The sequence below is a fragment of the Erwinia sp. JH02 genome, assembly GCF_013074405.1.
In the GTDB taxonomy this organism is placed as follows: Bacteria; Pseudomonadota; Gammaproteobacteria; order Enterobacterales; family Enterobacteriaceae; genus Erwinia; species Erwinia rhapontici.
In genome coordinates, this window is the sequence record NZ_JABANZ010000002.1 from 217581 (window position 1) to 230276 (window position 12696).

Annotated in this window: 13 protein-coding genes; 10 read left to right on the forward strand and 3 right to left on the reverse strand. The window is 52.7% G+C overall.

Annotation, left to right across the window (positions count from 1 at the left end; genetic code table 11):
• Positions 1–155: 155 nt before the first annotated feature.
• The 5 genes from ppiB (at position 156) to HHI26_RS05680 (ending at position 4494) form a co-directional block, all read left to right on the forward strand.
• Complete coding sequence (ppiB, locus tag HHI26_RS05660; protein WP_133845705.1) at positions 156–647, forward strand: peptidylprolyl isomerase B; 492 nt, start codon at positions 156–158, stop codon at positions 645–647.
• Positions 648–649: 2 nt separating this feature from the next.
• Positions 650–1366: a UDP-2,3-diacylglucosamine diphosphatase gene (lpxH, locus tag HHI26_RS05665; protein WP_133845706.1), complete on the forward strand. Its 717-nt coding sequence runs from the start codon at positions 650–652 to the stop codon at positions 1364–1366.
• Between the two features lie 148 nt (positions 1367–1514).
• On the forward strand, positions 1515–2024 hold the full coding sequence (gene purE, locus HHI26_RS05670; RefSeq protein WP_159337488.1) for a 5-(carboxyamino)imidazole ribonucleotide mutase: 510 nt from the start codon (positions 1515–1517) through the stop codon (positions 2022–2024).
• Positions 2021–3088, forward strand: a complete 1068-nt coding sequence (gene purK / locus HHI26_RS05675; protein ID WP_159337489.1) for a 5-(carboxyamino)imidazole ribonucleotide synthase — start codon at positions 2021–2023, stop codon at positions 3086–3088. Before purE ends, purK begins: the two co-directional genes overlap by 4 nt.
• A gap of 674 nt (positions 3089–3762) precedes the next feature.
• Positions 3763–4494, forward strand: coding sequence for a LuxR family transcriptional regulator (locus tag HHI26_RS05680; protein ID WP_171148768.1), 732 nt, complete (start codon positions 3763–3765; stop codon positions 4492–4494).
• Here the strand turns inward: HHI26_RS05680 and HHI26_RS05685 are convergent.
• Positions 4459–5088, reverse strand: a complete 630-nt coding sequence (locus HHI26_RS05685) for an acyl-homoserine-lactone synthase (protein WP_159337491.1) — start codon at positions 5086–5088, stop codon at positions 4459–4461. The two genes, HHI26_RS05680 and HHI26_RS05685, sit on opposite strands and share 36 nt — an antisense overlap.
• 273 nt (positions 5089–5361) lie before the next feature.
• On the opposite strand from HHI26_RS05685, the gene HHI26_RS05690 reads away from it, so the two are divergent.
• Positions 5362–5637: a helix-turn-helix transcriptional regulator gene (locus HHI26_RS05690; protein ID WP_159337492.1), complete on the forward strand. Its 276-nt coding sequence runs from the start codon at positions 5362–5364 to the stop codon at positions 5635–5637.
• 116 nt (positions 5638–5753) lie between these two features.
• Here the strand turns inward: HHI26_RS05690 and ybbP are convergent, their stop codons facing one another.
• Together ybbP and ybbA are read right to left on the reverse strand one after the other, a co-directional pair.
• Entirely contained in the window at positions 5754–8171 is a 2418-nt protein-coding gene (gene ybbP / locus HHI26_RS05695; RefSeq protein WP_171148769.1) for a putative ABC transporter permease subunit YbbP, read from the reverse strand.
• Positions 8168–8854 (reverse strand): putative ABC transporter ATP-binding protein YbbA, encoded by a 687-nt coding sequence (gene ybbA / locus HHI26_RS05700; protein WP_133845711.1) that lies wholly within the window; start codon positions 8852–8854, stop codon positions 8168–8170. The genes ybbP and ybbA overlap by 4 nt, the downstream gene beginning before the upstream one ends.
• Here ybbA and tesA point away from each other — a divergent pair.
• The 4 genes from tesA (at position 8825) to HHI26_RS05720 (ending at position 12657) form a co-directional block, all read left to right on the forward strand.
• The gene (tesA, locus tag HHI26_RS05705; RefSeq protein WP_133845712.1) at positions 8825–9448 is read left to right on the forward strand and encodes a multifunctional acyl-CoA thioesterase I/protease I/lysophospholipase L1; all 624 of its coding nucleotides are present in this window, start codon (positions 8825–8827) and stop codon (positions 9446–9448) included. The genes ybbA and tesA overlap by 30 nt on opposite strands.
• A 31-nt stretch (positions 9449–9479) precedes the next feature.
• Complete coding sequence (locus HHI26_RS05710) at positions 9480–10250, forward strand: SDR family oxidoreductase (protein ID WP_159337495.1); 771 nt, start codon at positions 9480–9482, stop codon at positions 10248–10250.
• Between the two features lie 69 nt (positions 10251–10319).
• Entirely contained in the window at positions 10320–11177 is an 858-nt protein-coding gene (locus HHI26_RS05715; RefSeq protein WP_133845714.1) for a co-chaperone YbbN, read from the forward strand.
• Between the two features lie 514 nt (positions 11178–11691).
• Positions 11692–12657 carry a hypothetical protein gene (locus tag HHI26_RS05720; protein WP_171148770.1) on the forward strand — a complete coding sequence of 322 codons (966 nt, stop codon included), beginning with the start codon at positions 11692–11694 and terminating at the stop codon, positions 12655–12657.
• Positions 12658–12696: the final 39 nt, after the last annotated feature.

A 12696-nucleotide genomic window follows, 5' to 3' on the forward strand; every position in this document is an offset into this window, starting at 1 on the left:
GATGCAGCCAACGCATCTGCAACGTGAAGAATGAAGGGGGAGGCTGACGAGCCATCACATTTTGTGATATAAGAGCCGTCTGTCGCACGGAACAGACGTGAGTCTCAGCTTCCGGCGCCCAATGTTAAATACTCCAACCCTGACAGGATGAGAATATGGTCACTTTCCAGACTAATCATGGCGATATCGTCATCAAGACTTTCGATGATAAAGCACCGGCTACCGTTAAAAACTTCCTTGAATATTGCAGCGAAGGTTTTTACGACAACACCATCTTCCACCGTGTGATCAACGGTTTTATGATCCAGGGCGGTGGTTTTGAACCGGGCATGAAGCAGAAAGACACCAAAGACGAGATCCGCAACGAAGCCAGCAATGGCCTGAAGAACACCAAAGGCACCCTGGCAATGGCTCGTACCCAGGCGCCACACTCTGCTACTGCCCAGTTCTTCATCAACGTGGCTGACAACGACTTCCTGAACTTCCGTGATGAAAGCCTGCAGGGCTTCGGTTACTGCGTTTTCGCTGAAGTGGTTGAAGGTATGGACGTTGTTGAGAAAATCAAAGCCGTATCTACCGGCCGCAGCGGCATGCACCAGGACGTACCAAAAGACGACGTGATCATCCAGAAAGTCACCGTCAGCTAATAATGTCGCACACGCTGTTTATCGCAGATCTCCATCTGTGTACTGAAGAACCGGCAATCACTGCCGGTTTTCTGCATTTTTTACGCCGTGAAGCACAGCATGCTGATGCGCTGTACATTCTCGGTGACCTGTTTGAAGCCTGGATTGGCGATGACGACCCGAATCCGCTGCATGCGGAGGTCGCGACGGCTCTGCGCCAGTTGGCTATCCCTTGCTACTTTATTCACGGCAATCGTGACTTCCTGGTGGGCAAGCGCTTTGCAACAGCCTGCGGTATGACGCTGCTGCCGGAAGAGCAGGTGCTGGATCTGTATGGCAGACAGGTGCTGATCATGCACGGTGACACGCTGTGTACTGATGACGAAGGCTATCTGCGCTTTCGTGCCAAAGTACAACAACGTTGGTTACAGACGCTGTTCCTCGCCCTTCCCCTGTTTGTGCGCCAGCGTATCGCGCTGAAAATGCGCGCCGGAAGCCGCGAAGCTAACAGCAGTAAATCCCAGTCGATCATGGATGTGAATCCCCAGGCTGTTGTGAACGTGATGGCCCGCCATCAGGTTCAGTGGCTGATCCACGGTCATACTCATCGCCCTGCAGTGCATCCTCTGCTGATCAACGGGAAAGCGGCTGAACGCCTGGTTCTGGGGGCCTGGCATGAAGAAGGCTCGATGATCAAAGTCAGTAGCGATGAAATAAGCCTGATTTCCTTCCCGTTCTGATTCAAAAACCTGGCGAAACCCGCCGCTATTTCGCGCCACGCAACCGTTTTCCTTGCCGCTCAGTCGTGATATTCTCTGTGCCCTTCCCACCTGGTAAGCCTACAGCGCCATTCAGGTGAAGTATCACAATCACAGGAGTCAGACCCGCATGTCATCCAACGCCGCACCGGCCCGCATTGCTATTGTTATGGGTTCCAAAAGTGACTGGGCAACCATGCAATTTACCGCGGAAATTCTCACCAGCCTTGATGTTCCGTTTCACTGCGAAGTGGTGTCTGCACACCGCACGCCGGACAAACTGTTCAGTTTTGCCGAACAGGCAGCGGATAATGGCTATCAGGTGATTATCGCAGGTGCAGGCGGCGCGGCGCACTTGCCGGGTATGCTGGCAGCAAAAACGCTGGTTCCGGTACTGGGCGTGCCCGTGCAGAGTGCCGCACTGAGCGGTGTCGACAGCCTGTATTCTATTGTGCAGATGCCACGCGGCATTCCTGTGGGCACGCTGGCGATTGGCAAAGCCGGTGCCGCCAATGCCGCCCTGCTGGCCGCACAGATCCTCGCGCTGCATGATGCCGAACTGGCAGGCCGCCTGAATCACTGGCGCCAGACCCAGACCGATGAAGTGCTGAATAACCCGGACCCACGGGTGGATGCATGAAGCCGGTCTGTGTATTAGGCAACGGTCAGTTGGGACGGATGCTGCGCCAGGCGGGTGAGCCGCTGGGCATTGCCGTCTATCCGGTGGGCCTGGATGCGGAACCCGACTCCCTGCCCATTGCGCAGAGCGTGATCACTGCCGAAATCGAGCGCTGGCCTGAAACGGCATTAACCCGTGAACTGGCCAGCCATAACGCCTTTGTGAACCGCGATATCTTCCCGCTGCTGGCCGACCGTCTGACCCAGAAGCAACTGCTGGACCGGCTGGGCCTGGCAACCGCGCCGTGGCAGTTGCTCTCCAGTGCAGATGAGTGGGCGCAGGTGTTCACCACACTCGGTTCCCTTGCCATCGTTAAGCGCCGCACCGGCGGCTATGACGGACGTGGCCAGTGGCGCCTGCGTGCAGATGAAACCGCATCACTGCCTGCTGATTGCTACGGCGAGTGTATTGTTGAGCAGGGAATTAACTTCTCTGGTGAAATGTCGCTGGTCGGCGCACGTGGCCACGATGGCCGCACGGTGTTCTATCCGCTGACGCACAACCTGCATCAGGACGGTATTCTGCGCACCAGCGTAGTATTGCCGGATGTGGATGCGCAGCATCAGCAGCAGGCCGAGCGTATGCTCTCCGCCATCATGAACGAACTGAACTACGTCGGCGTGATGGCGATGGAGTGTTTCGTGGTACCGGAGGGTTTGCTGATCAACGAGCTGGCACCACGCGTACACAACAGCGGTCACTGGACGCAGAACGGCGCATCGATCAGCCAGTTTGAGCTGCATCTGCGGGCTATTCTCGACCTTCCACTGCCAACGCCTGTCGTCAGCACACCCTCGGTGATGGTCAACCTGATTGGCACCGACGTCAATCTGGCATGGCTGGAGCAGCCGCTGGTGCACCTGCACTGGTATGAGAAGGAAGTGCGTGCCGGGCGTAAAGTGGGCCACCTGAACCTGTCTGACGTCAGCCCACTGGCCCTCAGCCATGCGCTGAACGCGCTGGTGCCGCTGCTGCCGGAAGAGTACGCCAGTGGGATTGCCTGGGCGGTTGAGAAGCTGGATTAATCCCTTTGCCTTGCGGGCTGACCGAAACAGAAGGTCAGCCCCTGATGAATCCCCAGAAAAACGATCAGGGCGTTATTGCGCGCAGCCTCTTAACCGGTTCCCGGAGGAAGGGCTGCTTGCTGCAACGGCATAAACACGTCCCAGAGGCCTGCCGGCCTTTCCTGGCCGGCAGCCTGCTGCAATCAGCCCTTCCTCTTTCACCTGCAGGCATTGGCGTGGCTGTTTTTAAAACCCACAGCGGGAACGAATGGTTGAGGGGATGGGGCCCGTGTGCTGTGCATTCAGCCAGAAACCATTTGTAGGAATATCTCAGAGTTCACCCCCTGCGTGCAAAACCTACAGAGTAAGGACTTTATTGGTAGCCCTTAATGCTGAAAATCGATAGTACCTGACTGTACTAAAGTACAGCTAACAATCACTACCAGAAAAAAGTAATCTATTAAACACATCTAAAAATCTCATAAATATAATTTCAATTAAGCGATAAGAAGATTATAACTCCTTCACGCTTATAAAAAATTTCCAATAACCGCTATAAAACAATCGATTTACTTGGAATGTAAAAACATCAACACGCGTCATATATTCATTTTTTTACTTAGAGAAATTATGGGAAGCTCTGAGTCATGACATAAAAATATTTTTAATTTATCATTATGAACAAGGATGAGAAAATGACCAATATATTTACGGATAATGATACAATTAACAACTCCATTAGGAGTTTTCTGGAAAGAAAACTTAAGTTTTATGGCGACTTTAGATATGCATACTTGGTGATGAATAAAAGAAATACGGCACAAGTAAAAATAATATCTAGCTACCCAAGTGAATGGGTTGAGTTATACAAAACAAACAAATTACAATACATTGATCCTGTGATTATCTCTGCACTTCACAAAATAATGCCTTTTTCATGGGATGAAAATGTAAAAATAACCACAAATGGAAAGTTAATCAGTATTTTCAACCATTCTAAAAAATACAACATCATCAATGGATATACATTCACCCTCCATGACCAGCACCACAACCTTGCAATTCTCTCTCTAATAATTGATGATCAAGGAGATCATGGCATTGAGGATATGATAGAGAGTAATAAAGAAAAAATTCAAATGCTGCTAATAAAATCTCATGACAGAATGCTCACTATGTATAGGAGTACATCTAATAAAAAAAGCCAAAAAAAACCAGACACGGAAAATACATTCTCCAAAAGAGAGAATGATATTCTTTACTGGTCAAGTATGGGGAAAACCTACCATGACATCTCATTAATACTCAATATAAAAGTTAGCACCGTAAAGTTTCACATGGGTAATGTTGTCAAAAAACTGGGTGTGCTTAATGCCAAACATGCAATACGTCTAGGAATTGAACTTGACATTATCACCCCTCCCTGAATTTTTATTCATAAAAGTTTTGATTTTTTTTATAATCGTCTGCTCACTTTCATTATCTGTCGGGAGTTTAACGACATACACTTTTTCTTTTTTTTCTGAAATCCCTTCTTGAATTATATGAGCATTCCAACCGGATAAGTGTAATATTTTTAGCATCTGATGACTCACCAGTGTCAGTATTCCGTCATAGTTATATTTTTTGGAATACCTTATCATCGCAAGATAGAGTTGAAGGCTAGCTGGAGGCTGTTTAGTCATCGTTTTTTTCGATCTGACTTTATCAACAAAAAAACGACTTGATTCAATATAATTACCATCAGGCATATTCAAGTTTTTGAAAAAACATGCAAAGGTTCCCATAATCATATTTGGAAATTTAATCTCTCTAAAACGCACACCACAAATAACCCCTCCATCAGAATACCCCAAAAGATAGCTTGCATGCTCATTATCATATTCATCAAATTCCTTATCATCAATACAATTAACTGACCAGTTCAACCTGTCTTTGAACGTTTCTTTTCTACGGGAAAAAAGTTCATCCAACTGCCTAAAGGATAAATGACAATATTGACACTCCACGATCTCCAACATAATTCACAAACTCCCTGTTGAATATAAACCTGCAATAAAAAAATAATTAGAAGCTTTGAAAAAAAATACCAATTAAAACCCCATAATTACCAGTAATCAAAAAAGAAAAAATAAAATACTAGTCTTAAGGGCCAGTAGTTAACTATACCTAAATTCATCTTCAACAAGCAACCATACATGATATAAATCCACCAACACACATCGTGCAATCATCCTAATTAATTAGGCGGATAACCATGCACTTACATACTGGATTGGAAAAAAGGATTAAATATGTGCAAAAAAGAAGTCGAACATGGCTGGCATCGGGCTGACATTCTCGCCGCAGTCAGAAAAAAACATCATTCTCTGGCCGCGTTATCCAGAGCTAATGGATTGAATTCATCGACATTAGCCAACGCTCTAGTGCGACCATGGGCAAAAGGCGAGGAGATTATCGCAAAGGCAATAGGAGTGAAAGCTCAAGATATATGGCCAAATCGTTATAAAAACCATAAAGGGGAAGTCATCAAACGCTTGCGAAAAAACACCTGTGAGCCCACTCATTAAAAACACATTTTACTTATTTAAATATTTAACCAATAAACTCCAAAAAATAATCTTAAGACTCTGGAAGTTTAAAAACTCATCAATGTAACAGGCCGGCTTTCACCGGCCTCCTTTCACTATCCTGCGTAATACCCTCTGAATAGCGCTTTCCCTTTCAGCAAGCGCACACCCAACCAACCGCCGCACAATGAGAGCAGCAGCGCGCCGGTCAGCGGCAGCACCAGCCACAGCACGAAGTCAGGCTGCCACGGGAAGTCGAACACTTTGCGTTGCAGCCCCCACAGCGCCGCTTCGGCACCAATAGCCGCTGCAACACCGGACACCACACCAAGTAGCGCAAACTCGCACCACAGCGTACCGCGCAGCAGCTTTTTACTGGCACCCAGCGTACGGTAGACCACCAGCTCCTGACGTCGCTGACGCATGCCCACCTGGATTTGCGCCAGTAACAGCAGCACGCCGCAGGCCGTCACCAGGATCACCATAATCTCCAGCGCCTGGCTGACCTGCGCCAGCACCTGCCCTATCTGCTTCAGGATACTGCCAATGTCCAGCAGACTGAGCGTCGGGAACTGACGATTAAGCTGTGCCAGCGTGGCATTGTCATTATCCATACGGAAGCTGGTCAGCCACGTTTGCGGCTGTCCATCAAGCGCGCCCGGAGGGAAGATAAAGAAGAAATTCGGCTTCAGGCTTTCCCAGTCGACTTTGCGCATACTGCTGATTTTCGCGCTGAACTCCTGGGTATCACCGGTAAAGGTCAGCGTATCTCCGAGCTTCACGCCCAGACGGTTTGCCAGCTCCTGCTCAATGGACACCTCCCCATTTTTTGGCGGCCAGCTCCCCGCTGTCATCGGGTTGTGATCCGGCAGATCCTCCAGCCAGGTCAGGTTCAGCTCGCGGTTCAGGGATTCATCCTGCGCCGGATCGGCAGGCTGCTGATTGATCCCGGTCAGGCGTACTCGCGCTACAGGATAGAAGGTTTCTGCCTTCACCTGATGCTGTTGCAGGAAGGCCTGCACCTGCGGCACCTGCGGCTCGGTAATATTTAACAGGAAGTAATTCGGGCTACCCGGCGGCAGTTGCTGCTGCCAGCGATCCAGCAGATCGCCACGCATCACCAGTAGCAATGCCAGCAGCATAAACGACAGCGAAAACGCCGCCAGCTGGCTGAGCGTAGTCCAGGGCTGACGCAGCAGTCGATTCACCGCCAGACGAAAGGCCAGATTACGCAATGTCAGACGGCGCAGCAGCAGCAGGCCGCCCCAGCCAATGGCACCCAGCAGCAGCGACAACAGCACAATACCTGCCACCAACGCCCACAACAGTTTGCTGCCCCCCACCAGCAGAGCCAGCAGGCCAATCACCACCACCGCCATCGCAGGCAGATACAGCTTCAGCGGCCAGATATTCGCCACGGCATCGCGGCGCAGGACGCGCAGCGGTTGGGTCGCCAGCAGTAAGCGATAAGGGCGTAACCCGACCAGCAGGGAGATGACAAACAGCGATCCCACCGCCCACAGCCACGGCCAGGCACTGGCGGCAGGAAGCTCACCCGGCAACACCGGACGCAGCATCCGCAGCAGCAGTGCTTCAAAACCCAGCCCAATGGCACTGCCCACCACCGCCGCCAGCAGCAGCACTGCCAGCCACTGGCCGATAATCAATTTACGCAGTGCCGTGCGGTTAGCCCCGAGCGTTTTCAGTACCGCCACCAGATCGTAGCGGCTGCGACAGTAATGGCTCATCGCCACGGCCACGGCGGCAATCGCCAGCATCAGCGTGAGCAGTGCTGACAGCAGCAGGAATTGCTGGGCGCGCTGCATGGATTTCCCCAGCGCATCCTCACTGTTTTCCACGCTGATCCAGCGCTGGTCGGGCGTCAGCCGCGCTTCAATATAACGGTCATAACGCGCCAGTTGCGCCGGAGTGCCGGAGAATTTATAGCGCCAGGTGATGCGGCTGCCGGGCTGGATAGCCCCGGTTTTCTCCACATCGGCCAGGTTCATCAGCAGACGCGGTGCGGTCTGGAACGGGTTAAAGCCCGCATCCGGCTCCTGGATCACTTCCCCCCCAATACGCAGAGTGGTATCCCCCACGTCGAGTTGGTCCCCGGCTTTACGCTCCAGCAATGCCAGCAGGCGTGGTGCGGCCAGCACGGTACCCGCTGCGGGTTTAAGCCCGACGGGTGCGGTCGTCAGCTGGCCGAACATCGGATAGAGATCGTCCACCGCCTTTACCGACGCCAGCTGCGGGGTCTCTCCGGCAAACGTCATGGTCATAAAGCTGAGCTGACGCCCTACCTGCAATCCGTCAGCACGCGCCTGCGCCAGCCATTCATCAGGTACGGCTTTGCTGCTGCGCAGCGTGCGGTCACCCGCCATAAAGTCACGGCTCTGTTGGCTTAAGCCTTTTTCCATACGGTCACTGAGTGAGCCCAACGCCAGCACGCAGGCCACCGCCAGTGTTAACGCCAGCCAGACAATCAGCAGCGAGGGCGATTTCCACTCACGCCAGAACCAGCGCCAAATCATGCTTCCTCCCACAGCTTGCCATCACGCAGCCGCAGCCGACGATCGCAGCGCGCCGCCAGCTGTTCATCATGAGTGACGAGGATCAGCGTGGTGGCATAATCACGGTTCATCGAAAAAAGCAGATCGGCAATACGGTCACCCGTTTTGCGATCAAGGTTACCGGTCGGTTCATCGGCAAACAGCAGCGCCGGGCGGCCGTTAAAGGCGCGGGCCAGCGCCACGCGCTGCTGCTCTCCGCCAGAAAGCTGAGCAGGAAGATGGCTGAGACGCTCGCCCAGCCCAAGTTGCGCCAGCAGTGCGGCTGCCTGCTCACGGCTCTGACGATCGCTTTCACCGCGCAGCAGTGCCGGAAGTTGTACATTTTCCTGAGCATTCAGGGTCGGCACCAGCATGAACGACTGGAAAACAAAGCCGACATTCTTCGCCCGTAATTCAGCCCGCTGCTCCTCGTTCATCTTGTGCAGCGGCTGGCCGAGCATCATCACCTCTCCTTCGCTGCCGTCGTCCAGCCCGGCCAAAATTCCGAGCAGCGTCGACTTACCCGATCCCGATTCACCGATCAGGGCGAGGGTCTCAGCCGGTTTGACAACCAGCTCAACTCCGGTAAGGATGGAAAGCTGATGCTCACCCTGACCGACGGACTTACTAAGACGATGAACTTCAAGAATGTTTTCCGCTGGCATTACCCTTTCCTGTTCTTATTGGCTTTTATGACGCTGCGCGCAACGGCGGCAGATACGCTGCTGGTACTCGGCGACAGTCTGAGCGCCGGTTACCGCATGTCTGCCAGTGCTGCATGGCCTGCGTTACTCAATGATAAATGGAAAAAATCCCCCACCATTATTAACGGTAGCATAAGCGGTGACACCGCGACGCAGGGGCTGGCTCGTCTTCCTGCACTGCTGAAACAACATCAGCCGCGCTGGGTACTGATTGAACTGGGTGGTAATGATGCATTACGCGGTTTTGCCCCACAGCAGGTGGAGCAGGACCTGGATCAGGCGATTAAACTGGCGCTGGCCGCCAAAGCGCAGCCGATTCTGATGCAAATACGTATACCGCCAAACTACGGCAAGCGTTATACCGAATCCTTTGCGGCTATCTACCCCAAACTGGCTCAGGAACACGCCATTCCGCTGCTGCCGTTCTTTATGGAACAGGTTTATCTGAAACCGGAATGGATGCAGGACGATGGCATTCATCCTAACCCTGCGGCCCAACCGTTTATTGCCGACCTGATGGCTAAAAACCTGGCTCCCCTAGTTAAGCATGAGTGACCCGGCTCTGAGTGCCGTGACAGGTAAAGTTATGCAAAAAAGTATTGTTATTACGGGCAGTTCCAGCGGGATTGGCCTGGTGGCAGCCAACGATCTGCTGCGCCGTGGCTACCATGTTATCGCGGCCTGCCGTAAACCGCAGGATGTCGAACGCATGAACGAACTGGGTTTTAGCGGTGTCTTGCTGGACCTGGATGACGCCACCAGCGTCGAGCATGCTGCCGGGGAGATCCTTGCGCTGTGTGATGGCCGCCTGGCAGGCCTGTTTAATAACGGGGGCTTCGGCGTTTATGGTCCCTTGCAGTCGGTATCGCGTCAGCAGCTAGAACAGCAGTTCGCCACCAATCTGTTCGGTACCCACCAGCTCACTATCCTGCTGCTGCCTGCGCTGATCGCCGCCAGCGGGCGCATTGTGAATACCAGTTCGGTGATGGGACTGATCTCAACACCAGGGCGTGGTGCCTATGCCGCAAGTAAATACGCGCTGGAGGCCTGGTCTGATGCCCTGCGGATGGAGCTGCACAGCAGCGGTGTGCGCGTCAGCCTGATTGAACCAGGGCCAATTCATACCCGCTTTACCGATAACGTCCGGCAGGCGCAGCAGGATAAACCGGTGAAAAATCCCGGGATCGCCGCCCGCTTTACGCTGCCGCCGGAGGCGATTCTGCCGAAGCTGCGGCATGCGCTGGAGAGCCGCCACCCACGTTTGCGCTATCCTGTGACGATGGTGACCCATGTCATTACGCTGTTGCGCCGTTTGCTGCCAGGCTGGATGATGGATCGGTTTTTACGCCAGAATTAGTCGCCGGGCCTTGAAGCATCGCCCCTCGCCCCAATACAGTAAGAAACTTACGTGAAAAGAGACGAATTCATGTCACCACAAGCCGCTATTGTCGAAATTAATGAAGCCAACCTGCAACAGACGCTGGAACAGTCGATGCAGATCCCGGTGCTGTTTTACTTCTGGTCAGAACGCAGCCAGCACTGTCAGCATCTGACGCCGCTGCTGGATCGTCTGGCGCAGGAGTATGCCGGGCAGTTTGTTCTGGCAAGGCTGGACTGTGACGCGGAACCAGCGGTTGCGCAGCAGTTTGGACTGCGTTCCATCCCGACGGTCTACCTGTTCCAGAATGGTCAGCCGGTCGACGGTTTCCAGGGTCCGCAGCCGGAAGAAGCCGTGCGTGCCCTTTTAGAGAAAGTGCTGCCGAAAGAAGAGGAGCTGAAAGCCCAGCAGGCGATGCAGCTGATGGACGAAGGCAAACTGATTGAGGCTCTGCCGCTGCTGAAAGATGCGTGGGCACTGAGCAACCAGCGCAGCGACATCGGTTTCCTGCTGGCCGAAGTGCTGATCGGGCTGACCCGCAGCGAAGAGGCCGAAGCGGTACTGAAAGTGGTGCCTTTGCAGGATCAGGATACGCGCTACCAGGGTCTGGTAGCACAGATCGAGCTGCTGAAGCAGGCTGCGGACACACCCGAAATCCAGCAACTGCAACAGCAGATCGACGCTGATCCGGACAATGCCGAACTGGCTACCCAGCTGGCATTACAATACCACCAGGTCGGGCGCAACGAAGAAGCGCTGGAACTGCTGTTCTCTCATCTGAAGAAAGATCTCGCCGCGGCCAACGGTCAGGCGCGTAAAATTTTGCAGGACATTCTCGCCGCGTTGGGTACCGGCGATGCGCTGGCGGCGAAATACCGTCGTCAGCTCTACTCTCTGCTCTACTAAAACACAGCAGGCCGGTGGCACACCCATCGGCCTGCCGTATATCAATAACATCCCGGCTCCCCCTTCCTCTGCTCGTACTCTGTAGCACTCCTCACCATCATTAGTCTTAATCCAGTCTGAAAGAAAATATATCTCTGTTAAAACGGATACCTGGGCCTGATTTTTGAGTCACGCTATTTACCCTGCCATGAACTGACCTTGACTCACCTTCCCGGTGAAGAATGGCCTGCACCGCTGACGCCCACAAGACTAACTAAAGACTAATAAAATCAAACACTCACTATTAAGACTTATGGGAAATTATAAATACCGTCAAAATATTGACTAAAGTCAATTAACAGAGACAACAATAAGACTAGCATTACTCACATAGCGAAGTCACAAAAAGTGACACACCACAGAACAAAAAGCCACATAAAAGTCAAAAGGATAATGACAGTTAAATCTGCGTGTTCAGTGTCAGAATTCTGGTATCGCAACGTTATTAACTCTTCATATCTACTGGAAAAAAATCATGAAACGCACGATGATCGCGCTTACTGCCCTGGCCGTTCTCTCCTCTTTTAATACGTCTGCTGAAGATCAGTCCCACGCCTTTAATGATGCAGTATCAACTCTGCATCAGTTGCAGGATCAAGAAAAAGACAATCTGGCACATTACAACGAAACGGACAGCAATGATGGAACAGGTCGCTTTAACGCCGATGGATCTTTCAATGACTCTTTAGCAATGCAAGGTGACAAGATCCGTGCCGACCGTCGGGCTGCACAGAGACAAGTCAACGGAACAACGTATCGCAATCAGGTACAACAGCAGCAAACCGATGCTAAGGCGGCCGACTTGGCAAATACGGTTGCCCAGAGTAAGGAACGCGTCAACCATGATGACCGTTTACTGGGCGCAATGGCCCGCCAGCCAATGGCGACCCTGACCCCTTCATTAGCGGCCATTGGCCCGAACCAGCGGAAAAACTCAGATATGGCAGTGGCGCTGGCGGATGCCCGTCAGGCTGATGCAGACAGAAGAGCCAAAGAGGCGACAGCCTATAACCGCAATGCCACTGCTGATAAACTGGGTCAGCAGATGCAGCAGCAGAAAATGGTGGATCACGCCCGGATTGCGCGTGATGCCGCCATTGCTAACTTCGATGCGCAGCAGGCAGTACGGGATCAGCAGGCCATTAAAATGTCCGGAATGGCCCGCCAGCCAATGGCGACACTGAGCCCGGCAGTGAACATCGGTGTCAAAACACCCGTCCAGTCGATGCCCTCAGTCATCTTAAATAAACCCGTCTCCGTCTCGAAAATCACGTTCGCTACCGGCAAAGGTAACGCCGGAGGTCAGGGCGGCCATGCTTCACACGGTGGTTCTGGCAATCGCGGTGGCGATAATGCGCACAGTGCCGCTTTTGGTGGTCACGGTTACGGCCATGACAACTCGCGCTCCGAAGGTTTCGGTGGTCATTCGCACTTCCACTAAAAGTGCACAGGCTTTTCCAATGGGTCAGGTCATCACCTG